Origin of the sequence: Pantoea sp. EKM10T, assembly GCF_011800685.1 — a bacterium.
Taxonomy (GTDB): Bacteria; Pseudomonadota; Gammaproteobacteria; order Enterobacterales; family Enterobacteriaceae; genus Pantoea; species Pantoea agglomerans.
The window spans coordinates 1-22,218 of sequence record NZ_JAALEU010000010.1; the positions used below are offsets into that span (position 1 = coordinate 1).

A 22,218-nucleotide genomic window follows, 5' to 3' on the forward strand; every position below is an offset into this window, starting at 1 on the left:
GCACGCTGACGGACCGCGATTACAGCTGGCAGGTGAAGGTGACGGACGCGGCGGGGAACGAAACCCGCGGCGAGCGCGCGACCTTCAGGCTGGACAGCAGCAGCGTGGAGCTGAGCATTGACCAGGCGAACGACGATGCGGGAAGCATCACCGGCGCGGTACTGAACGGCGGCCTGACCGACGACAGCACGCCGGAGCTGCAGGGCACGGCGGCGGCGGGCGCGGTGGTGACCATCAGCGACCAATCGAGCGCGGTGCTGGGCAGCAGCACGGCAAACAGCAGCGGCGTGTGGACGTTCGCGGTGGCGGAGCTGGCTGATGGTGAGCACGTCTTTACGGCATCGGTAACCAACGCAGCGGGCAACAGCAGCGAGGCGAAATTTACCCTGAATGTGGATACCACACCGCCAGAACCAGTGATCATCCAGTCATTACAGGATGACGTCGGTACATTGCAGTTCACCTCACCAGTGGCAGGTAATGTCATTGACGATCCGGCGCCGACCTTTACCGGCAAGGCGGAAAAAGGCTCGCTGGTTACGCTTTATGACAATGGCATCCTGCTTGCGACAGTGACGGCAGATGCACAGGGTGAGTGGAGCTATACGCCGACCACTAACCTGCTGGAAGGGACACACGGTATTACGGCGACGGCAACGGATGCTGCAGGTAACGTCAGTGAAATCAGCAGTAGCTGGGATTTTATTATCGATATCACAGCGCCTAACGTTGGGATTTCAGGAAACTCAGAGGAGTCACTGAGCGGTGTTACTGAGCCAGGCGTTGTGGTTGTCATTGTCGATAAGAACGGCACGGAATATAGCGTAGTAGCCGATCAGCAGGGTAAATGGGTGATAGCACCTAACCCAATCTCAGCTGGCGAGTCAGGAGAGATCTACGCTATCGATCCAGCAGGGAACAAGGGCGATACAGTGGCCTTCCAGGGATCTGCACTGGCTACGTATAGCTTGCTGAATGAAAGTATGCAGGTGAACACCACTACCACAGGCGATCAGCTTAACCCGTCGACGACCCGGCTGGCGGACGGCCGCATCGTGGTGACGTGGCAGGGCGCAGGTGTCTCCGGCACTGAGGTTTACATGCAGCTCTTTGAGGCCGACGGTATACGTAAAATCGGCACCGAGCAGCAGGTGAACCAGCGCACGGCCAACAATCAGGACAGCCCGCAGGTGATCGCGCTGACCGACGGCGGCTTTCTGATTGTCTACGAGTCCAACGTTAACGGACTGGACAACAGCGGCGACGGCGTGATGGCGCGCCGCTACGGCGCCGACGGCCAGGCGGTGACCGATGAGTTCCAGGTGAACACCACCTACAGCGGTGCACAGAACCGTCCGGGTGCGATGGCAACCGCCGACGGCGACTACATCATCAGCTGGGAAGACCAGGGCACAGGCATCGTGCAGCGCAGCTACGGGGCGGATAACCAGCCGGTGACGGGCGAAGTGACGGTGGCAACCGGCAAGGGCATGGGCAGCTCCGGCGGGCCGGAAATGGCGGCCTTTACCGATGCGGCGCACGGCGGCATGTACGTGACCGTGTGGAACGCCACCAGCGGTCCGGGTGACACCAGCGGCAGCGGGGTTGTCGGGCAGATTTTTGCCGCAGACGGCACGCCACTGGGGGGGAACTTCCAGGTGAACACCACCACGGACAGCTCCCAGAACTATCCGGACGTTATCACCCTGAACGACGGCAGCATCGTGGTGTTCTGGGACAGCAGCGACAGCGGCACCAGCGGCTCTGACATCCGCGCAGTGCACTACCGCGTGGATGCCGCCACCGGAACGCTGACGCTGGTCGGCAGCGGTGACTTCATCGTCAACAGCTACACCAGCGGCAAGCAGTATAAGCCGGTCGGCGTGGCGCTGGATGATGGCGGCTACCTGCTTATCTGGGGCTCTGAAGGCGGCGACGGGGATGGCTCGGCCATCTACGCACAGCGCTTTGATGCGAACGATAACAGGGTGGGACGCGAGTTCCTGGTGAACACCACCACGAGCGGCAACCAGGGTGACCGAACATACAGCCAGTGACATGGTGAGGGCCGCCCGTCAGGATCGCTGGGAAGGCTGGCTATTTATTGCCTGGGGCAGCGTGGCGTTAATGGTGCTGGTAATCGTCTGGGCCGCCAATTTCAACATCGAAGAGGTGACAACCGGGTCAGCCAAAATTGTTCCCAGTTCCCGCGAACAGGTTTTGCAAAGCCTTGAGGGCGGTATTTTGCAGGAGTTAATGGTGCATGAAGGCGATACGGTTGAAAAAGGTCAGGTTGTGGCCAAAATCGATCCCACGCGCGCCGAAGCCTCCTTCCGCGAAAGCGCTAACCGCCTGCTGGCACTGAAAGCCCAGGCCGCGCGTCTTGAAGCAGAAGCGACCGGCAGCGAGCTTGTGTTCCCGCCAGAGGTCATGAAAGTACCTGAACTGGTTACCCGTGAAACCGATGCCTGGAAACTACGCAAAAGGGCGGTAAATGAGTCAATTGAAGGCTATCTGAAGTCAAAAACATTGCTGCAGAAAGAGCTTGAAATGGCGCGACAGCTCTCAGCCAGATCGCTGCTGTCAAAAACTGAGGTTCTGAAACTTGAGCGTCAGATGAATGATGCCGAATTGCAAATTACCGAGCGAAAAAACCGCTACCGTAACGAGGCTAACGATGAACTGTCCAAAGTCGATGTTGAGATGACAAGCCTGCAGGAAACTGCCCATGGCCGCCATGATACGCTTGAGCGTACTGAAGTTCGCACGCCAGTACGAGGCATTGTTAACAGTATTAAAATCAATACGCTTGGCGGTGTGATCCAGCCTGGTGCCGCAATAATGGAGGTGACACCATTGGATGACCAACTGCTGGTGGAAACCCGTATCCGGCCCTCTGATGTGGCTTTTCTGGCGCCCGGTCAGGAAGCTGTGGTAAAAATTTCTGCCTATGACTATTCGATTTATGGCGGCCTGACCGGACATGTTCAAAGTATCAGTTCGGGCGCGCTAAAAGATGAGGAAAGTAAGGCTGCCCGCAGGCCAGGCGTCGATGATACTTATTACCGGGTGATGGTATTAACGGAAAATAATACGCTGACGAAAAGCGGCAGTCAGGAACTACGGGTTATTCCCGGTATGACGGCCACCGTTGATATTCGTACGGGCGAGAAGAGCCTGCTGCAATATCTGTTGCGTCCTCTGTTGCGCGTACAGGAAGCGTTTCGCGAAAAGTAAAACCTGCCCTGAATGTAAAAAAGCCAGCGCTATAGCTGGCTTTTTTACACAGAAGTCCGGAATTATTTCAGAATGAAGAGCCGATCAACATCGATTTCGCTATGGCCGTCATCGCGATCTACCTCACCCGTTATCCGTACCTTTTTACCAATAAGGAAGCCGTTGTCGTCTTCGTCATCCTCGTCGACATCAATACGGATACGACCCGTTGAGTCCTGTAACCAGTAGTGGTCATCGTCAGCCCGTCCACTAATCGTACCGGTAAGGGTAACATGACGTTCGTCTCGCATGTTTTTTGCTTCTGCGATGGTGGACTCCTGCCGGGCGAAAGCGGATCCTGAGCAGATCAAGGCCAGCAGCATCCATAATGTTTTTTTCATTAACACCTCCTGTTATACGAGCGCTTGCTGCACGTTGATTTAAAAACTAAAACGGTAGCCAGCATTAACCTGACGTTGGTTAAAACGTTTTCCGTCTACCATATCTGCCTCCAGGAAAAGCGTATGGCTGCTGATTTGGGCACTCAGGCCGACGCCGTTATTCCAGCCATTTCCTTTAAAGGAAAGACGTTCATTTGATCCGTTCAGAGCATAAGCAGCATCCCCGGCATACTCGCGCATTACACCCGTTTTTACATAGGTGTTGAGTTTGTAATTGCTCTGATTGATTTCATACCCTGCCAGCACGCTTGCCCGGCTCATCAGTGATTTGTAGCTTGAAAGTGTGATATTGAGACCATTAGACGCACCTACGGAAGCACCATCCTGATGACCTGCTGTCAGCTGTAGTTGCGGTTCAAGATAAAAACCTGCCAGCCGATCAGAGAAGCTGAACTTTTTGCCCGCCTCAAGCGATCCGCTCAGACCTGAAGAGACACCGTTACCGGATACCTGGTTATTCTGTGTATCGTGAACATTGAACTGATTCCTCAGCCGGTTGACTTTCACAACGCCATCAACATAGAAACCGGCATCATTTACCCAGGTGGTGTAGAAGCCATAATGCTCAGAACGGATGTTGCCGTTACCATTTTGGTAATGAGGCGATCCTTCAGTTACCCCCATGAACAGGCCCAGATAGATCGGAATTTCATCGGACAAACGTTTATCGACCCCAAACTGATAACCGGTGTAGTTCAGGCTGAAACGGCTCAGCTTGCCATTATCAAAGCCGCTGAACCGTCCATCTATAGCGCGCAGCCAGACATTCCCGGCTGTCTTACCCTGACGAACATCACCCATACGCTGCATCAGCGTCTGCATTTCGGCATAGTTCATCAGATAGCCAGTGTTGAGGAAGTTAGCCCCTGCGTTGGCCGTGCTGGTAATAGGGGAAGTTGCGTTGTCTTGCCCGGCAGGCGCCGTGCCACCGTTATCGGCTGGAGTCGCGGCAGGCTCATTGGCAGGAGTCGCGGCAGGCTCATCCGCAGGGATAACGGCCGGATCATCTGCTTCAGGGGTTTCTGGTGCTTTAGGTGAGGAGAGTACCCAGTTGTTGCCTTGCTTATTGACCGAGTAAACATAGCCACCAAGTTCCACGTCGGCGTTACCTTTAAAGGTGGCGATGCCATCAGTCGTTTCAACCACAGTCAGTACTTCGTTGCCAGTGGTGACGGCACTGCCGCGGTTCTGTATGGTCAGACCGTAATCACCGGAACTACTCTCTGTCACCACAACTTTATCGCCAATGTTATTCACGCCAGCACCATCGCCTGCCAGATTGGTGCGCAAGGCGAAGTCGCCGCTGCCGCTGAGGTTGGCGATAGTCAATGTTGAATAGGTTGCGTCATCCGAGGCTGCAGAGAGGTCAACCAGCGAGTTACTCAATGTCAGATTATCGACATTGGATGTTCGCGATACATTCCAGGTGCTGTCGGTCAGATTAACGTTCAGATGGCCATTATTGACGTTATCGCTGCTGGCGCTGCCAGACCAGAGTGAACCTGATGTCAGATTGAGGTCGATGAGTCCGGCCCGGGATAAAACGCTACCAACGATCTGCGCTTTTCCGTCGGTGGTGATGACACCTGCTGTATAACCTTCATCATATCGCGTAGCCATGGCTATCCCATCCGGGGAGCTCATATCAATGGTCAAATCACCCGTAAGATTCGCTTTACCACCAGCCATGGCGTAGACACCTGTAGCATTCTCCGGGCCGGTAATGGTCACTGCATCACCGTTAACTGTGCCACCGCTTGTGGACCAAATACCCAGGGTCATGGTATCCACATTTTTCATCATAATATCGGTGTTCTGCAGATTAATGGTTGCGCCGGTTGACTGTGCGGATACGCCATAAAAACCTGCTGAATAGACCGTATTGCGTTCTTCTTCACTGCCAATGAAGTTAACGATGGCATTGTCGCCCATAGCCACAATGCCGCCAGTCTGATCAGAGGAGATCACGCTACCAGCACCAATGTTTGACAGGCTGTTGTCACGGCCTGACAGACCTGCAGAGGTCTCACCCGCAGTACTGATTGTCAGATGATCGGCCTTCAGCTCACCCCAGCTCCAGATGCCAGCAGAAAGATCCCCAGTGGTAATAATGGTCGAGTTACTGCCCAGATCAACAGAACCATTATCCTGGATATTAATACCCTGCGAATTATTGCCAAGAGTGTTGATCGTCAATGCATTTGCTTTCAACGTGGCCACGCCATTAATCGACTCACCGGTCAGGTTATCAACCTGAACGGCATTACTGTTAAGACCATTCGTCTGTAAATTACTGTCGTCGCCCAGACTGGCGTGACTTCCGTAACCACTGACGCGCAGAGCCGTTCCGCCAGTGCCCTGGGTGCTTATTTGCAGGTTATTTGCCTGCAGCGAGGAACTATTGCTGACAACGACGCCCTCGGCGAAAGAATCACCTGATGCTACCGTGGTGACCGAGGAACCTGATCCTAAACTGGCGGTTACATTTTTTCCGCCGAACTCAATGCCGACCGCTGTTTTACCGGAAACGTTGAGGGTTAACTTATCTGCAGTAAATTCACTGTTTGCCGCTTCAATAAAAATCCCTTTTGCATAACGTTCAGCATCTGTCACGCTAACTGTGCTGCCGCTGCCGATGGTAACCGTTGCGGCGGTAGCGCCATTAACCAGGATGCCATAATAACCGTCGCCAGATGACTGGTCGGCAATCAGCGTGGTGCCATCAGTTAAGATGATCTCATTGCCTGTCTGGCTTCCGATGACTGCAGCATAGCTAATCAGAGGCACAACCCCCATCCCACTTGCCAGCATTAATGCTTTTGCGATTTTATTTCGCGGGAATTTATTATTCATCTCAGTCACTCTTCCTTAAGAATTTATTGATAGTCTGATCGTTAAATGGCACCTGAATCGTGAGTTGTTATTCAGGTGTTAAGCAGCAGCGATATTTAAGCGATACCAATAAGTTGTAGGTTTTATTGATCCCATTAATGGCAGTGCGCATACAAATGTTGCGGGATTATGCAGCGGGAAAAGGATTTATGTAAAGGCATCGCAAGTGTGCCTGTTTTAAGTAAACGTTAAAGGCGATGCCGTATCCGCGATGAATTTCCATTAAAAATTAAGATAATGCATCGATTGTAATAATGGGGTTTTTGTTAATTATCTTCACATGCATTCTAATTTTGGCTTTATTCATTTTTTAATCACTGCATTAAAGGTCTATCTGCTTATGTGTCGCGTGAGGTTGTTAAGCGCGGGTTTAGTGGCAGCACGCTATAATTATGTATCGCTACCCGCAGTGGTGAGTGCAGAGTGGACGGCAGAATGGAAACATGATGATTGTCACCCCTGAGGTTAACATGTGGCAGGAGAAAGGAGGATTCCTGATAAAGTCGTTGTTGTGCTATCAGACTTAATCACACCACTGGAGGGTAAATGCTTAATTCACAAAAATAAGGTTAAGAGAGGTTTTATGACCGTCACAAACAGGTTAGCAGGAGTTTCACTGATGTTACTGGCTTCACTACTTATCGCCTGCACACCGAACAGCAAGGAACCGCAGCGTTTAACAATGCGTAATCCAGCCAGTGAATATTGCGTTAATCGCGGTGGTCAGCAGGTCCAGGAAAAATCTTCGGCATATTGCCTGCTACCCTCTGGAGAAAGGATTGAGCAGTGGGCTCTGTATCATCGTGACCATCTGAAATGAATTCCCGTTTTGTTCGCCTGCATGCTCCCTGTTCGGGCGAACAACATTTAAATTTAATGGTATTGCATCATCTGAATCTGCTTAATACACCCTTGCTTAACGACTGAGCAGCTTTTATTATCACCCTGACACGATTTGCCGTTCCGGGATCGGTGCTGGTGGAGCATGAGCTAAATTGGCAGCATATCGCCTGAACAGATAATCATTATCGTAGTCGTGTGAGTCCGGAAGGCATTATTTGTACGAGCTTTTCTGAATACAACAGATGAAGCCAGTTTTGGCGTCATATTTAAAACGGTTTACAGTGGTCTGGCAGGTTTGTCTTACTATTTCTTACAGCGCTTTATGTCGTGCGTTTTTTGAGAATGACAGAGCATCACAGCACTAAAGGTGATGCTCTGATTTATCTGTTCACCGATTCTGCCCGACGGAGATCAAAATGCATCGCGCCAGGATTATCAGGAATTGATGATCTGCAGGGTGATCAGCCCTCAGCAGATAATGGGTTATGAGTGATCCTGCCCTCCTTTTTTCGCCTCAGCACACCAGTCTCCATACTTCTGAAGGAACTTCACTGTAGGTTTCATTCATTATTAGTTCGGCTTTACGATGATCGTAAGCGCCTTCAAATGAAGAGAGGTCGTCACCAGGAAGTTTTTTCCGCATATAGCTTGTTACGATATCCAGAATGTCGGTTGACGGGCAGTTCCTTAACTTATTCAGATAGTAGACTTTGTCCATAATATTCTTGCTGATTTAACCTGTGAAATGAGCTTATACGCAGTCTGAACTTAAGTTATGCAGACGCGCCGTTATATCAATGCTGCCAGGCGAGAGTAAGCGGCTCCTGACACCAGATATACTTGTTTCCTTACGCATCGGATACATTCGGGCGCGATCACTCGCACGCGAAGTTCCATTAGCCGGCTAAGCGAAAGGTTAATTTCTGAAAGTAAATTTTAATGGCATGATACATTAATTTTATATCTTCATTGATTTTGCTGATCTTCCCCAATCCCATAACAAATTGAACAGAAAAGCATAGGTCAGAAAAAATAGCACCAGTCCGGATTCAAGTCTCAACGCTGAGAATAGCGTAATATCCAGCCACCATGCTGCAAAGGGGATTAACACTAATAACAGACCCGCCTCAAACAGAACGGCATGGAGGCATCTCATTCGCAAGTTCTTTTTAAATCCTGTTCTTAGCTGAACACTGTCAAACATCAGGTTGAACAGGTAGTTCCATCCCATAGCCAGAGTCGATGAGACCAATGTAAGCAACAACGACTGCGATGGTGCTGCGGAGGTAAAAATAATCAGGATAAAGAAAACCAGCACATTAGCGACAACTTCGAATGCCACCGCGTGCAGCACTCTCTCAGTTCTGGTACGCACCGGATATAAACACTTTTCCAAATCAGACGCTCATTAATTAGTCAGGCACCGTGCTGGCGCAGGAAAAATTCAGGGTGGCCGTAATATCAGTGAAACGGTTCTTCATACTGCCCTGTTTTAAACCGACGAGAACTTAGCATCAACCTGGCAGAAAGTGAAACCCAATAGAAATATGACGATAAAAACCCATTAAGTTTTGATATTGATCAATTCTGCAAAGTACGCTTTTAATGGTTAACCGTTCAGGACAGCGAGTGTTATTCCTGCTCTGTTTCCGCACCTCTGTCGTACATTAATTCACCCGTTTCACTTCGCTGTTTGTTCAGTCGGATACGATATTAACGTCATCACTCTGCATCTGAATATTAAAACCATAAAAAATGCGTATTTAGATTTATATTTTAATATTTAGATGATAGTTAGATTTTTTATCTGACATAAAGGGGCGGTTTCAGCTTGTCACTGCGATCAGATTATCTGTGGCAGGCTATTTTCTATGCACTTCTGAGCCAGTGAGCCACTTTCCCGGGCAACGTCTCGCGCGGGAAATAGTGCTGAATGCAATGATCGACGGCAGGTAAAGCATATTTCTTTACCGGTGGATATGACACAACGGGCAATCTTTAGAGACAGTTTTCTGCCGTATAAATGATGAAATCCACTTTTCCGTTAATGTAGATATCGGGTTTCTCTCCCTGCTCCAGATAATTCAGCATCAGCTGCAGCGCGAGCTGGGCATGCTGTCGGGTGTTTTGATCCAGTGTCAGCGCAACGCTCTGCTGCGCCATCAGCGTGCGGGTGGTGGCGTAAAGCTCATGAGTAATCCAGATGCACTGATTCAGCCGACGATGTCGTGCCAGCGCCTGCCCGATCTCGGTATTCCCCAGCCCGGTGTTATAAATGCCCTGGAGATGACCGCTCTGTACCAGCTGCTTCTCCAGCAACTTACTGAGGGTGTCGCGATTTTCCTGGGCGGCCAGAACTTCACGTAACTGAAGATGGGGAAACCGACTGGTTATCAGGTCACGAAACCCTTCAATACGCTGACGATGCGCACTGTAATCCCGGTGCCCACTGACCATCAACACCTCACCGGGCTGATGCAGCATTTTGCCCATCAGCTGAGCGGCTGTACGTCCTGCCTGCAACTGATTGATCCCCACATGACAGAGCCGGGCGGCACCGGGTAAATCGGTGACCAGCGAGATCACCGGTACGCCACGCGCCTGACAATGGTCCAGCGCCTCATAGATCGCCGGATGTTCATGGGCAAAAACGATCAGACCATCCCGCGTTTCACCGCCCTGCCTGATAAGCTTTGCCAGTCGTTCTGGCTGAGCCTCGGGGACAAAAGTGCGGCGCAGCGTTAACCGGCGATAGCCCAGATGCGAGGCAACCTCAGTAAAATCCTGTGCCAGCTGCTTAAAGAAAAACGAATCGTTGCTGCTCAGCAGCAGTTCTATCTGCCACGGATGACGATGCTCCTCCGGCAGGATCCGCTTCAGCCCGACTTCACGTGCTGCCTGCAGCACCCTGTGAACCGTCTCCGGCGCGACGCCGCCACGTTCATTGAGCACCCGATCCACGGTTGCCAGTCCCACACCTGCCCGTCGGGCGACCTCTTTCAGCGACATGCCGATCTCCTGTGAGGTAAACACCTCAAAACACCGTGCCGCCAGTGTAAAACGCAGCGTTATCCTGCAGATGCATCTTTCTGCCGGACTATGATGGAGTTCAAAAAAATGAATAAAAAGCAACGTGTTGCCCTGCTGGGGTGTGGCTTTATTGGTGAAGTTCATGCCGCGAATCTTCAGGCGCACCCCGGAGTTGAGTTGGTATGGGTTGCGGATGCGGATCCCGCGCGCGCCGCCGTCTTTGCGACCCGCTTTGGTGCCCGGGCCGCGTCTGTCACCGAGGCGATAAATGATGAGCAGATTGATATGGTGCTGATCGCCAGCGCGACGCCGACACATGCTGACTTACTGGAAGCCGCAGCCCGCGCCGGTAAAGCTATTTACTGTGAAAAACCGGTCGATCTCTCTCTTGAGCGGGCCCGCTCTGCCGTGGCTAATGTTCTTCCTTACAACGTGCCGGTCACAGTAGGGTTTAATCGCCGTTTTGATGTCAGCCATCAGCAGCTGAAGCAACAACTCCGCCAGGGGCGGATCGGCCCGGCGGAACTGATTCAGATGGTCTGCCGCTCCTCAGCCATGCCGCCGCTGGCCTATCTTCAGGCGTCCGGAGGACAGATGCGCGATCAGGCTATCCACTTTTTTGACCTGCTGCGCTGGCTGACTGAAGAGGAGGTGACAGAGGTGGCTGCGATGGGTGCAGCGCTGGCTCTGCCCTCGATCAGGGAATTTGACGACGTGGACACCAGCACGCTGCTATTGCGGCTGCAGGGCGGGGCGCTGGCACAGCTCGATAATGTCCGCCGCACCGGCTATGGCTACGATGAACGCATCAGTGTGATGGGACCGCACGGGATGCTGGAATCAGCCTCTCAGCCACAGCGCGGCGTCAGCTGCTATCAGGGTGCGCAGATTCAGCAGCCAGGCTTGTTGCCCGACTGGTTCAGCCGGGTGCAGCCAACTTACTATGCTCATCTGGATGCGTTTATCCGATCGCTGAACGGTGAGCAGGTTGACGATCTTCCTGGCCTTGAGGATGGACTGAAAGCCCAGGCGATTGCGGAAGCTGCGGTGATCTCCCTGGCGGAACGGCGTTTCTGTGCGGTGGAAAAACTACCGTTCTGATTCAGCGTGGCACCCTGGCAAAAAATAATTTTATTTTTATCGAATAGAAACCGGCGCTGAGCTGTTTACCGTACAGCGCCGCGCTAGCGGACTGCATCCGGCGGGCTTTATCGCCTGTCTCACAGACCCGATAAGGATAAATTATGACAACGCGTTCTGGTTTTTCTCTGCTTGCCGTTCCGGCACTGCTGCTGATGCTGCACTCTCCGCTGAGTATGGCGATGGGCGACAATGACAGTGATAAAAAGACGCCTGACTGCCCCAAAGGTCAGGTCTATGACAGTCACACTAAAAGTTGTGTGCCTGAGAAGACCAGCAAGCTGAGTGACGACGATAAAACCCGCTATGCCTGGCATCTGGCGAAAAAGGGCGAATATCAGGCGGCGCTGAACCTGCTGGATACGCTGAAAAATCAGGATACCCGCGAAGCCTGGAACTATCGTGGTTACGCTACCCGTAAACTGGGCCGCACGGACGAGGGCATTGGCTATTATCAGCGCGCCATTGCACTTGATCCCCGTTACGCTAAAGTGCGTGAATATCTGGGCGAAGCCTGGATGATCAAAGGGCGTCCGGATCTGGCGCGCGAACAGTTAAAAACCATTGCCGGGATTTGTGGCACAGACTGCGAGGAATATCGCGATCTGCAGGCCGCGATCAATGGCCACCCCGAGGTCTGATGCGGAAGGGAGGAGCGAAAAATCACTCACAGTGACATCCGTCAGCACCTTGCGGAACATCTGACGCGGCTCTGGCGTTACGGCTATGTGCTGTCACACAACCGTGACATGGCAGAAGAGCTGGTGCAGTCAACCTGCGTACGCGCGCTGGAACGCAGCGCGCAGTTCACGCCGGGCACACGCATTGATCGATGGCTTTTTTCGATCCTTCACTCCATCTGGGCCAGTGATTTACGGGCGCGAAAGGTCCGGCAGGGACAGGGATTCGTGGATCCCGATGCGCTGCTGGCCGCAGACAACCACACCACCAGCGACGACCACCGCCATTTCCAGCGCATTATGCTACAGGTTAACGCCTTGCCCGAGGCGCAGCGTAATGCACTGTTTCTGGTGTATGTCGAAGGTCTGACCTATCAGGAGGCGGCAGAGACGCTCTCCGTTCCGATTGGCACTATTATGAGCCGTCTGGCCGCCGCACGTGCCACGCTGGCCAGACAGCCGGCGACCTCGCCCGCACCGCAGGAGAAACGGAGATGAACAGGGAAACTTTTACGCCACCGTGGCGCGATGAGGCAATCGTTGCCTGGCTGGATGGTGAGATGACGCCACAGGAAGCCGTGCAGTTTGAGCAGTCGATGGCAGGGGATCCCGAACTGGCGGCACGGGTTGAGCATTTACAGCAAAGTAATCTCGATTTTGAACAGGCTTTTGCGCCGCTGCTGGAACAGGCACCGCAGGCCAGAATGGCACAGCAACTGGCAGCCATCACGGCACCAGAGTCAATGCCAGCCAAAGGCTACAGCCGTCGGGCTCTGATTGCTGCGTCTGTCAGCTTTTTGCTGGTGGGCAGCGGCATCGGTTTCCTGGCAAGACCGGAAGATGAAGAGAAAGATGAAAGCCAGAATATCCGCGATCTGGAGGCGCGTTATATGTCGCTCTACAGTGCTGAAACGCTGGCCGACACACCTGATGACGCCGCCATGCTGCAAAGGGGGCTGGACCGTACCCGACTCGATTTAGGATTGCAGATGCATCCACAGCAACTCAGCCTGCCAGGGGCTGAACTGAAAATGGTGCGGATCCTGCGCTACGAACGGACGTCGATTGCACAAATCGCCTGGCTGCATGCTGATTATGGCCCGATGGCGCTCTGTATCTCGCCTGAGCCGGACAGCGCGAATCCCATCGCCCATGAAAAGCGCCATGGCATGCAGCTGGCCTGGTGGAAGCGTGACGGCTATCAATATGTGCTGATTGGCCGCAACCCACCGGCTCAACTGGCTGCCACAGCGGAAACATTGCAGACAGCACTCAGTTAATCGGACCCTTCAGCGGTTACCGTTACAGCGGCTTTCTGCCCTGCGCGGCAATGGCCAGCGCAATGTTGACGCGATCATCAACCACCCCGACCAGCCGATCCATTCCGAAGGCTGAGCGGGAGATGGCGGTGGAGGCATGTAGCGCCAGCGAACCTGAAGCCGGATCAATTGTCTTTCCGCTGTCCAGCGAGGCCAGCATCACGACTGGCCGGCTGACATTTTTAACCGTCAGCACACCAAAAATACGGTAATTGCCGCCACCCAGTGAGGCCAAGCGACTACTGACAAAGTGAATGTTTGGGTAATGCTCTGCATCAAAAAACAGATTACTTTTCAGTTGCCAGGTTAACAGGCTGTTCGAGGCCACCAGTGTCCCTACCGGAATAGTCACTTCAATACGATCGTCACGGTCTTCATCAGGATTGAGTGTCACCGTGCCGCTCACACCCTGCAGTCTGGCCTGCGAAAATTGGTGACCAAAGGCGCGCCATGAAAGGCCTATCGACGTTTTATCGGGGGTAATGGCATAGGTTACCGGCGCGGCGTAAAGCACCGGGCTGAGCAGGGCTAACAGAGTGCATAAACAGGCGGCACGCATCATCACTATTTTCTCTTTTTTAGGCAGACCCAACGTTAACGCCTGAAACCGCGATCCTATTCACTTTTTTTAGCACTGTTTTTACCTTACAGGCACAGATAATCTGACAGATATTAACTGACTGTCACCTGAGAATCACCAAAGTGTAATGATTATTGCAAGGGCAGAACATTAATAACGAAAAATATTAAGAATACATTAAGACGGCTTTATTAATCTGTGATTCATCCTGAGATGAGCGGAGCGCTATTTTTTTCGATGTGATACTGTGAGTAGCAGACTGAATTTAGCCCGGCAATTTCAGCGTGTTAATTTTTCTTTCCAGAAGTGACTTCATTCGGATGAGCTGAATCCTGCTCTGGTGACTGACAGAGTCTGCTGATTTTAAACAAAATATCAATAAATCAAAAAGAGTTGAGGTCAGGGCTATTATTAGCCATTTAATAGTGAACTTTTTCTGAAATCCTTAACTTGCCCTCCCTTGATTTTATTTCAATTCACACTCTTCATTTAATGTTCAGTTAACTTTCATACGGTAGTTTGTATTAGCAGTCCGGTAACCTTAATTCCAGAACGGGAAAGCGTGGTGTCGATAACACCCTGGCCGACTGTGAGTCATTCGCTATTTCGATTATTTTCTGGCGTTGTGCCTGATTAACAACGCGCGACAGCTTATGGGTTTGATCTGCAGGAGTTTTAGCATGGATTTTTTGCCATTTTCCCGGCCTTCATTCGGTGATGAAGAGCTGGCTGCTGTTAAAGCGGTATTTGACTCTGGCTGGATAACGACCGGGGCAAAATGCGCCGAACTGGAGCAGGCCTTTGTTCAGATGACCGGCAACCAGCACGCCATTGCAGTAAGCTCTGCCACTGCCGGAATGCATGTCACGCTGATGGCGATGGGGATCGGGCCTGGCGATGAGGTGATCACGCCGTCCATGACCTGGGTCTCTACCCTGAACCTGATCACGCTTCTGGGTGCCACGCCGGTGATGATTGATGTGGATCCCGACAACCTGATGGTCACGCCGGACCGGATAGCGCAGGCGATTACGCCCCGCACCCGCGCGATTATTCCGGTGCATTACGCTGGTGCACCTGCCGATCTCGCGTCAATCTATCAACTGGCTGAGCAGCGTGGGATTGCCATTATTGAAGATGCGGCTCACGCGGTGGGCACCACATATCACCAAAAACCGATCGGGCAGCGCGGTACGGCGATTTTCTCTTTCCACGCCATCAAGAATATCACCTGCGCGGAAGGGGGCCTGGTGGTGACCGATGACGCCACTCTCGCCGATCGTATACGCAGCCTGAAGTTTCATGGCCTGGCGGTGGATGCGTTTGATCGTCATACCCAGGGGCGTCTGCCGCAGGCGGAAGTCATGATGCCGGGCTTTAAATATAATCTGCCCGATATCAGCGCGGCGATTGCGCTGGTGCAGTTACAGAAACTGCCGGGCTTTATTGCCCGCCGCCGTGAGATTGCTGAACGCTATCTTGAAGCGCTGCGCACGCTGCCGTTCACGCCGCTGTCACTGCCCGACTGGCCACATCAGCATGCGTGGCACCTGTTTATTATTCGCATTGATGAACAGCGCTGCGGTCTGTCGCGCGATGCCTTTATGCAGGCACTGAAGACGCGGGATATCGGCAGCGGATTGCATTTCCGTGCGGCGCACACCCATAAATATTATCGCGAGCACTATCCCGATTTACGTCTTCCCGCCAGTGAACTTAACAGCCAGCAGATGTGTTCGATTCCACTGTTTCCGTCAATGACGGATCAGGATGTCGAACGTGTGATTCAGGCTTTACATGACATTGCCGGAGCCTGAGATGCGCGATATTAAACCGATCAATATGCTCTCCGTGGTCATCCCGGTCTATAACGAGCAGGAGAGTCTGCCGGAGCTGCTTCAGCGCACCTGCGCCGCCTGTGACTCAATTAAGATTGAGTATGAAATTCTGCTGGTGGATGACGGCAGCAGCGATCGTTCTGCCGAACTGATTGAACAGGCCGCCACCGTTCCCGGCAGCCGGATAACGGGTGTGCTACTCAACCGCAACTACGGTCAGCATTCCGCCATCATGGCCGGATTCAGCCAGGTTCGTGGCGATCTGATTATTACGCTGGATGCCGATCTGCAGAACCCGCCGGAAGAGATCCCGCGGCTGGTAGACGCCGCACGTCAGGGTTATGACGTGGTGGGTACCGTCCGTCAGCAGCGCCAGGACAGCTGGTTCCGTCGGAAGGCCTCGCGCACGCTCAACCGGCTGATTCAGCGGGTCACCGGTAAGGCGATGGGCGATTACGGCTGCATGCTGCGCGCCTATCGTCGCCACATCGTCGAGGCGATGCTCAACTGTCACGAACGCAGCACTTTTATTCCGATCCTGGCCAACACCTTTGCCCGACACACCATTGAGCTGCCGGTGATCCATGCCGAGCGCGCTTTTGGCGATTCGAAATACAGCTTTATGCGCCTGATTAACCTGATGTATGACCTGGTGACCTGTCTGACCACCACGCCGCTGCGATTGCTCAGCGTGGTCGGCAGCCTGATTGCGCTCTCAGGCTTCGCCTTCTCTTTGGTGTTGATCGTGTTGCGACTCTTTTTTGGTGCGGCCTGGGCGGGTGACGGCGTCTTCGTGTTGTTCGCCGTGCTGTTCATGTTTATCGGCGCCCAGTTTGTGGGTATGGGACTGCTCGGGGAGTACATCGGGCGCATTTACAACGACGTTCGGGCGCGTCCGCGCTATTTCGTTCAACGCATTGTTCACGCTCCAGAAGAGCCTTCAGTACAGGATACTCAATCATGAAGACCGTTGTTTTCGCCTATCACGACATGGGCTGTGTCGGCATCAATGCGCTGCTAAGTGCAGGCTATGAGATCACCGCCATTTTTACTCACAACGATGTGGCGACCGAAAACCACTTTTTCGGCTCAGTAGCCCGTCTGGCGGCAGAGCATGGCATTCCGGTCTATGCACCTGACGAGGCGAATCACCCGATCTGGCTTGACCGCATCCGTACCATGGCACCAGAGATGATCTTCTCCTTCTACTATCGCCATCTGCTGAGTGATGAGATCCTGCAATGCGCTCAAAAGGGTGCTTTTAACCTGCACGGCTCGCTGCTGCCAAAATATCGCGGCCGGGCACCGCTGAACTGGGCGCTGGTCAACGGCGAAACTGAAACGGGCGTTACGCTACATCGCATGGTGAAGCGCGCGGATGCCGGTAATATTCTGGCGCAGCAGAAGGTCGCTATTGAGGATCAGGACAACGCGCTGACGCTGCATCGTAAACTGACCCAGGCTGCAGTGCAGTTGCTCGGAGACGTTTTACCTCGTCTGCGCGAGGGTGAGGTGAATGAATGGCCACAGGATGAAAGTCAGGCGACACGGGTTGACCGCCGCACGGCCGAGGATGGCCGCATTGACTGGAATCAGCCTGCTCAGACGATTCACAATCTGGTCAGAGCGGTTACCGATCCCTGGCCTGGCGCATTCGCCTTTGCCGGTTCGGTTAAATTTATCGTCTGGAAGAGCCGGGTTCATCCGCAGCAGCATCAGGCAAAGCCAGGGACGGTACTCTCTAAGCAGCCATTCCTGATCGCCTGTGGCGAAGGTGCGCTGGAAATCCATACCGGCCAGTCCGAGCATGGCGTTTACATGAATGGCAGTCAGCTGGCGCAGAGTCTGGGCATCGTCCCTGGCGCGCTGCTCTATTCAAAACCGCAGTCGGCGCTGCAACGTCGTACCCGCGTGCTGATCCTTGGCGTTAACGGCTTTATCGGTAATCATCTCACTGAGCGTTTGTTACAGGATGAGCATTTCGAGGTCTATGGCCTGGATATCAGTTCAGACGCGATCAGCCGCTTCCTGGATCATCCGCGCTTCCATTTCGTCGAAGGGGATATCGCTATCCATTCCGAATGGATTGAGTATCACATCAAAAAATGCGACGTCATCCTGCCGCTGGTAGCCATCGCCACGCCAATTGAGTACACCCGCAATCCACTGCGCGTGTTTGAGCTCGATTTCGAAGAGAACCTGAAAATCATTCGCGACTGTGTGAAGTATCAGAAGCGCATCATTTTCCCATCCACTTCAGAAGTTTACGGCATGTGTACCGATGACAGCTTCGATGAGGATTGCTCTAATCTGGTCGTCGGGCCGATCAACAAACAGCGCTGGATCTACTCGGTATCCAAACAGCTGCTGGACCGCGTTATCTGGGCCTACGGCGAAAAAGAGGGGCTGCGTTTTACCCTGTTCCGTCCGTTCAACTGGATGGGACCGCGTCTGGATAACCTTAATGCAGCGCGCATCGGCAGTTCCCGCGCGATAACCCAGCTCATTCTTAACCTGGTAGAAGGCTCGCCCATTAAGCTGATTGACGGCGGCAAACAGAAGCGCTGCTTTACCGATATTCAGGATGGCGTTGAGGCGCTATTCCGCATTATCGAAAACAAACAGCTGAATTGTGATGGTCAGATCATCAATATCGGTAATCCGGACAACGAAGCCAGTATCAAAGAGCTGGCCGAGCAGCTGCTGGCCAGCTTTGAGCGTCATCCGCTGCGCAGCCAGTTCCCGCCGTTTGCCGGTTTCCGCGAAGTAGAAAGCAGCAGCTACTACGGCAAAGGCTATCAGGATGTGGAGCACCGTAAACCGGCTATCCGCAATGCGCGTCGCCTGCTCGGCTGGACACCGACCGTGACGATGGATGTCACTATCGACAACACGCTCGACTTCTTCCTGCGCACCGTTGAGCCACAGGCTGATAAGTGATGAAGAAGATCGGTCTGCGGATTGACGTAGATACCTGGCGCGGCACGAAGCAGGGCGTGCCGGCGCTGCTTGAGCTGTTCCGGCGTCATGCGGTGCGGGGCAGCTTTTTCTTCAGCGTGGGACCAGACAACATGGGCCGCCATCTCTGGCGGCTGGTGAAACCGGCGTTTCTTATGAAGATGCTGCGCTCCCGTGCCGCGTCGCTCTATGGCTGGGACATCCTGCTCGCCGGAACGGCGTGGCCGGGAAAGCAGATGGGACGGAGATTGCGGCACATCATGCAGGACGCCACTCGTCAGCACGAAGTCGGTCTGCACGCCTGGGACCATTTTGCCTGGCAGACCTGGGCCGGCGTCTGGCCGCAGGATAAGCTGGTTGAGCAGATAGCACGCGGCACCGAAACGCTGAGTGAGATACTCGGTCATCCTGTCAGCTGTTCGGCCGCCGCGGGCTGGCGAGCCGATGGCCGGGTGATCGCCGCCAAACAGGACTTTGGCTTTCACTACAACAGCGACTGTCGCGGCAGCGGCCCGTTCCGGCCCATGCTGCCGGATGGACAGATCGGTACCGTACAGATTCCGGTGACGTTGCCCACATGGGATGAAGTGGTTGGCCGCGAGGTCAGCGCAGAAGGCTATAACGACTACATTCTGGCGAAAATGCTCTCTTCTGATGATGGGGCGGTCTACACCGTGCATGCCGAAGTCGAAGGGATTATCGGCTACCCGGACTTTGACCAGCTGCTGGCTGCTGCGGACCGTCACGGCATTCAGTTCTGTCCGTTAAGCGAGCTGCTGCCCGACGATCTAAGTACCTTGCCGGTGGGCAGGGTGGTCAGAGGCGAAATCCCCGGACGGGAAGGGTGGCTGGGCTGCCAGAAACTGACTAAAGAGGCGAACTAGTGCGGATACGTAACAACACGAAGTGGCTACTTTTTTTCAGCTTTTTTATTCTCTATTACCTGCTTCCGCCGATGTTCCGCGATCTCTGGCAGCCGGATGAGACTCGTTATGCGGAGATCAGCCGGGAGATGCTGGCAACCGGCAACTGGGTGACGCCACACTTCTTCGGTCTGCGCTATTTTGAAAAACCAATTGCGGGTTACTGGGTCAACTCGCTGGGTCAGTGGCTGTTTGGCCACAACAACTTTGGCGTGCGGGCGGGATCGATATTCTCCACGGCGATGACCGCCGTGCTGATCTACTGGCTCGGCAGGCGGTTGTTTGGTTCGGCACGCACGGCTGCCGTCGGCACGATTATTTTCCTCAGTTCGCTGCTGGTCTATGGCGTTGGCACCTATGCGGTGCTCGATCCGATGCTGATGCTCTGGCTGGCTGCCGCGATGTGCAGCTTCTGGCTGGCGACGGAGGCCAGCGGACGCGCCGGGCGGGCGGGCGGCTATCTGCTGCTGGGTCTCGCCTGCGGCATGGGGTTTATGACCAAAGGCTTTCTGGCGCTGGCAGTGCCTGTGCTGGCGATTCTGCCGTGGGCGATCTGGCGGCAGCGACTGCGCGAACTGCTCTGCTTCGGTCCGCTGGCTCTACTCTCAGCCGCGGCGATCAGCGCACCCTGGGCGCTGGCGATCTATCATCAGGCACCGGATTTCTGGCACTACTTCTTCTGGGTTGAGCATATTCAGCGCTTTGCTGAGGACAATGCCCAGCACAAAGCGCCTTTCTGGTATTACCTGCCGGTTCTGCTGCTGGGAACGCTGCCGTGGCTGGCGCTGTTACCGGGCGCATTGATGACCGGCTGGCGCGAGCGTCAGCAGCATCCCGGTGCGCTCTATCTGCTGAGCTGGACGGTGATGCCGCTGCTGTTTTTCAGCCTGGCAAAAGGCAAGCTGCCAACCTATATCCTGCCCTGTTTTGTGCCGCTGTCGCTGCTGATGGCGCACTATGGCCTGAACGCCGCACAGCGGGCAGGGCGCGCATTAACAGTCAATGGCGGGCTCAACCTGATTTTCGGCATCATTACCCTGGCAACGGTCGTGCTGGTGCTCGCTCCCTGGAGTGTGACGCATCATCCGCTGTTCGCCACGCACGAGATGCTGAAGCTTGCGCTGGGGGCACTGGCATTTTTCATCTGGGGGCTGGTGGGCGCATATAGCTGCCGCTCTGCACAGCGCCGCTGGCTGGCGGCCGCGCTTTGCCCGCTGGGCGTCGCCCTGTTTATTGGTACGGCAATCCCGGATAAAATCCGCGACGCCAAACAGCCGCAGCGTTTTGTCTCGACGATCAGCCAGCGTCTGGCCTCAAGTCACTTTATCCTGGCGGACAATCCCGGCGTGGCATCTGCCGCAGCCTGGCATCTGCAACGTAGCGATATCGGCTTCTATGACACCAAAGGCGAGCTGGAATATGGGCTGAGTTACCCGGATGCGCAATCCCGCTTTGTCTCTCAGGCGGACTTCGGCGGCTGGCTTGCCGATCATCGCCGTACGGGAAGCGTATCACTGCTGTTGCTGGTTGATTCAGTACACAGTGATATCGGCGAGGATGTTCCGGTGCCGGACGCCGTCTATCGCCAGGGCAGGCTGGTCTGCCTCTATTACAGTCAGATGAAGTGATGCTGCTGCTGATAGTACTGGTCAGTCTGCTCAGTTGCAGCGCGCAACTGTGCCAGAAACAGGCGACTCACGCGGCATCGCGCCGGGTCCGCTTAAGCTGGATTGGGGTGAGCGTGCTGTTGCTGGGTGTCGCGATGCTTCTCTGGCTGCTGGTGCTGCAGCGGGTGCCTGTCAGCCAGGCCTATCCGATGCTGAGCCTTAACTTCATTTTCGTTGCGCTGGCAGGACGCATCCTCTGGCGCGAGCGCCTGACGCTGCGCCAGATCTTCGGCACGCTACTGGTGGTGACGGGTGTGGCGCTGATGGCGAGCCAGCTATGAAAGGGTATGGATGGGTCGCATGCAGCGTGCTGCTGGTCTCAGCGGCACAGCTGATGATGCGCTGGGCGATGCCGCGTCTGCCCGATGTCAGCAGCATAACGTCGCTGCCTGCTGTTGCCCTGCTGCCCGCCTTGCTGCTGCTGGCCGGGCTGGGCGCTTATGGTGTTTCAATGCTCTGCTGGATTCGGGCGCTGCGCTATTTTCCGCTGAACCGCGTCTATCCGCTGCTCAGCCTCAGTTATGTGCTGGTGTGGCTGGTGGCTGTCTGTCTGCCGGTATTCCATGAGGCGTTCAGCTGGCACAGCCTGGCGGGCGTAGTGATTATTGTCATCGGCCTGCTGTGTATCGTGGTTAAGCCCTGATTTAAGAATATTGTTAGTGTTTTCGCAT

General features: G+C 54.1%; 20 protein-coding genes. 14 read left to right on the top strand and 6 right to left on the bottom strand.

Features of this window, described 5'->3' with window-relative positions; translation table 11 throughout:
• Together HFD95_RS17735 and HFD95_RS17740 are read left to right on the top strand one after the other, a co-directional pair.
• The coding region (locus HFD95_RS17735) for an Ig-like domain-containing protein (protein WP_167430560.1) at positions 1–2,057 on the top strand (2,057 nt) is incomplete at its 5' end.
• Positions 2,035–3,237, top strand: a complete 1,203-nt coding sequence (locus HFD95_RS17740) for an HlyD family type I secretion periplasmic adaptor subunit (protein ID WP_167430561.1) — start codon at positions 2,035–2,037, stop codon at positions 3,235–3,237. The genes HFD95_RS17735 and HFD95_RS17740, both read left to right, overlap by 23 nt.
• A 62-nt stretch (positions 3,238–3,299) precedes the next feature.
• On the opposite strand, the gene HFD95_RS17745 is transcribed toward HFD95_RS17740, so the two are convergent.
• Positions 3,300–3,617 carry a NirD/YgiW/YdeI family stress tolerance protein gene (locus tag HFD95_RS17745; protein WP_010257173.1) on the bottom strand — a complete coding sequence of 106 codons (318 nt, stop codon included), beginning with the start codon at positions 3,615–3,617 and terminating at the stop codon, positions 3,300–3,302.
• Between the two features lie 39 nt (positions 3,618–3,656).
• Positions 3,657–6,530: an autotransporter outer membrane beta-barrel domain-containing protein gene (locus tag HFD95_RS17750; protein ID WP_167430562.1), complete on the bottom strand. Its 2,874-nt coding sequence runs from the start codon at positions 6,528–6,530 to the stop codon at positions 3,657–3,659.
• 721 nt (positions 6,531–7,251) lie between these two features.
• Between HFD95_RS17750 and HFD95_RS22170 the strand changes: the two genes are divergently transcribed.
• Positions 7,252–7,389, top strand: coding sequence for a DUF333 domain-containing protein (locus HFD95_RS22170; protein ID WP_235038367.1), 138 nt, complete (start codon positions 7,252–7,254; stop codon positions 7,387–7,389).
• A 537-nt stretch (positions 7,390–7,926) separates the two neighbouring features.
• On the opposite strand, the gene HFD95_RS22250 is transcribed toward HFD95_RS22170, so the two are convergent.
• The 3 genes from HFD95_RS22250 to HFD95_RS17770 form a co-directional block, all read right to left on the bottom strand.
• Positions 7,927–8,130, bottom strand: a complete 204-nt coding sequence (locus tag HFD95_RS22250; RefSeq protein WP_010257166.1) for an Hha/YmoA family nucleoid-associated regulatory protein — start codon at positions 8,128–8,130, stop codon at positions 7,927–7,929.
• A gap of 240 nt (positions 8,131–8,370) precedes the next feature.
• Positions 8,371–8,808, bottom strand: a complete 438-nt coding sequence (locus tag HFD95_RS17765) for a PACE efflux transporter (RefSeq protein ID WP_111534880.1) — start codon at positions 8,806–8,808, stop codon at positions 8,371–8,373.
• Positions 8,809–9,410: 602 nt separating this feature from the next.
• Positions 9,411–10,421, bottom strand: coding sequence for a LacI family DNA-binding transcriptional regulator (locus tag HFD95_RS17770; protein WP_050680230.1), 1,011 nt, complete (start codon positions 10,419–10,421; stop codon positions 9,411–9,413).
• 108 nt (positions 10,422–10,529) lie between these two features.
• On the opposite strand from HFD95_RS17770, the gene HFD95_RS17775 reads away from it, so the two are divergent.
• The 4 genes from HFD95_RS17775 to HFD95_RS17790 all read left to right on the top strand — a co-directional run bounded on the left by HFD95_RS17775 (position 10,530) and on the right by HFD95_RS17790 (position 13,542).
• The gene (locus tag HFD95_RS17775) at positions 10,530–11,543 is read left to right on the top strand and encodes a Gfo/Idh/MocA family oxidoreductase (protein WP_167430563.1); all 1,014 of its coding nucleotides are present in this window, start codon (positions 10,530–10,532) and stop codon (positions 11,541–11,543) included.
• Between the two features lie 143 nt (positions 11,544–11,686).
• Complete coding sequence (locus tag HFD95_RS17780) at positions 11,687–12,223, top strand: tetratricopeptide repeat protein (protein ID WP_010257155.1); 537 nt, start codon at positions 11,687–11,689, stop codon at positions 12,221–12,223.
• Positions 12,224–12,310: 87 nt separating this feature from the next.
• Complete coding sequence (locus tag HFD95_RS17785; protein ID WP_061902469.1) at positions 12,311–12,760, top strand: sigma-70 family RNA polymerase sigma factor; 450 nt, start codon at positions 12,311–12,313, stop codon at positions 12,758–12,760.
• Positions 12,757–13,542, top strand: a complete 786-nt coding sequence (locus HFD95_RS17790; protein WP_163852395.1) for an anti-sigma factor — start codon at positions 12,757–12,759, stop codon at positions 13,540–13,542. The genes HFD95_RS17785 and HFD95_RS17790 overlap by 4 nt, the downstream gene beginning before the upstream one ends.
• Before the next feature lie 22 nt (positions 13,543–13,564).
• Here the strand turns inward: HFD95_RS17790 and HFD95_RS17795 are convergent, their stop codons facing one another.
• Positions 13,565–14,143 carry a YceI family protein gene (locus HFD95_RS17795; RefSeq protein WP_167430598.1) on the bottom strand — a complete coding sequence of 193 codons (579 nt, stop codon included), beginning with the start codon at positions 14,141–14,143 and terminating at the stop codon, positions 13,565–13,567.
• A gap of 698 nt (positions 14,144–14,841) precedes the next feature.
• Here HFD95_RS17795 and arnB point away from each other — a divergent pair.
• The 7 genes from arnB to arnF are packed head-to-tail and all read left to right on the top strand — an operon-like array spanning position 14,842 to position 22,190.
• Positions 14,842–15,978, top strand: a complete 1,137-nt coding sequence (arnB, locus tag HFD95_RS17800) for a UDP-4-amino-4-deoxy-L-arabinose aminotransferase (protein WP_167430564.1) — start codon at positions 14,842–14,844, stop codon at positions 15,976–15,978.
• 1 nt (position 15,979) lies between these two features.
• The gene (gene arnC, locus HFD95_RS17805) at positions 15,980–16,963 is read left to right on the top strand and encodes an undecaprenyl-phosphate 4-deoxy-4-formamido-L-arabinose transferase (RefSeq protein WP_163852394.1); all 984 of its coding nucleotides are present in this window, start codon (positions 15,980–15,982) and stop codon (positions 16,961–16,963) included.
• Positions 16,960–18,939, top strand: a complete 1,980-nt coding sequence (gene arnA, locus HFD95_RS17810; RefSeq protein ID WP_167430565.1) for a bifunctional UDP-4-amino-4-deoxy-L-arabinose formyltransferase/UDP-glucuronic acid oxidase ArnA — start codon at positions 16,960–16,962, stop codon at positions 18,937–18,939. Before arnC ends, arnA begins: the two co-directional genes overlap by 4 nt.
• Positions 18,939–19,841, top strand: a complete 903-nt coding sequence (gene arnD / locus HFD95_RS17815) for a 4-deoxy-4-formamido-L-arabinose-phosphoundecaprenol deformylase (protein ID WP_163852393.1) — start codon at positions 18,939–18,941, stop codon at positions 19,839–19,841. The genes arnA and arnD overlap by 1 nt, the downstream gene beginning before the upstream one ends.
• Entirely contained in the window at positions 19,841–21,508 is a 1,668-nt protein-coding gene (arnT, locus tag HFD95_RS17820; protein WP_163852392.1) for a lipid IV(A) 4-amino-4-deoxy-L-arabinosyltransferase, read from the top strand. The genes arnD and arnT overlap by 1 nt, the downstream gene beginning before the upstream one ends.
• A complete protein-coding gene (gene arnE, locus HFD95_RS17825) occupies positions 21,508–21,828 on the top strand; it encodes a 4-amino-4-deoxy-L-arabinose-phosphoundecaprenol flippase subunit ArnE (RefSeq protein WP_010257131.1) in 321 nt (106 codons plus the stop codon). Before arnT ends, arnE begins: the two co-directional genes overlap by 1 nt.
• A complete protein-coding gene (gene arnF / locus HFD95_RS17830) occupies positions 21,825–22,190 on the top strand; it encodes a 4-amino-4-deoxy-L-arabinose-phosphoundecaprenol flippase subunit ArnF (protein WP_010257128.1) in 366 nt (121 codons plus the stop codon). Before arnE ends, arnF begins: the two co-directional genes overlap by 4 nt.
• Positions 22,191–22,218: the final 28 nt, after the last annotated feature.

What these genes read in the sequence shown, in the direction of transcription:
- HFD95_RS17750 (WP_167430562.1), bottom strand. Translation starts at nt 6,530, where the DNA reads ATGAATAATAAATTCCCGCGAAATAAAATCGCAAAAGCATTAATGCTG.
- arnE (WP_010257131.1), top strand. Translation starts at nt 21,508, where the DNA reads ATGCTGCTGCTGATAGTACTGGTCAGTCTGCTCAGTTGCAGCGCGCAA.
- arnB (WP_167430564.1), top strand. Translation starts at nt 14,842, where the DNA reads ATGGATTTTTTGCCATTTTCCCGGCCTTCATTCGGTGATGAAGAGCTG.
- HFD95_RS22250 (WP_010257166.1), bottom strand. Translation starts at nt 8,130, where the DNA reads ATGGACAAAGTCTACTATCTGAATAAGTTAAGGAACTGCCCGTCAACC.
- HFD95_RS17775 (WP_167430563.1), top strand. Translation starts at nt 10,530, where the DNA reads ATGAATAAAAAGCAACGTGTTGCCCTGCTGGGGTGTGGCTTTATTGGT.
- arnA (WP_167430565.1), top strand. Translation starts at nt 16,960, where the DNA reads ATGAAGACCGTTGTTTTCGCCTATCACGACATGGGCTGTGTCGGCATC.
- HFD95_RS22170 (WP_235038367.1), top strand. Translation starts at nt 7,252, where the DNA reads ATGCGTAATCCAGCCAGTGAATATTGCGTTAATCGCGGTGGTCAGCAG.
- HFD95_RS17780 (WP_010257155.1), top strand. Translation starts at nt 11,687, where the DNA reads ATGACAACGCGTTCTGGTTTTTCTCTGCTTGCCGTTCCGGCACTGCTG.
- HFD95_RS17770 (WP_050680230.1), bottom strand. Translation starts at nt 10,421, where the DNA reads ATGTCGCTGAAAGAGGTCGCCCGACGGGCAGGTGTGGGACTGGCAACC.
- HFD95_RS17790 (WP_163852395.1), top strand. Translation starts at nt 12,757, where the DNA reads ATGAACAGGGAAACTTTTACGCCACCGTGGCGCGATGAGGCAATCGTT.
- arnF (WP_010257128.1), top strand. Translation starts at nt 21,825, where the DNA reads ATGAAAGGGTATGGATGGGTCGCATGCAGCGTGCTGCTGGTCTCAGCG.
- arnD (WP_163852393.1), top strand. Translation starts at nt 18,939, where the DNA reads ATGAAGAAGATCGGTCTGCGGATTGACGTAGATACCTGGCGCGGCACG.
- arnC (WP_163852394.1), top strand. Translation starts at nt 15,980, where the DNA reads ATGCGCGATATTAAACCGATCAATATGCTCTCCGTGGTCATCCCGGTC.
- HFD95_RS17745 (WP_010257173.1), bottom strand. Translation starts at nt 3,617, where the DNA reads ATGAAAAAAACATTATGGATGCTGCTGGCCTTGATCTGCTCAGGATCC.
- HFD95_RS17795 (WP_167430598.1), bottom strand. Translation starts at nt 14,143, where the DNA reads ATGATGCGTGCCGCCTGTTTATGCACTCTGTTAGCCCTGCTCAGCCCG.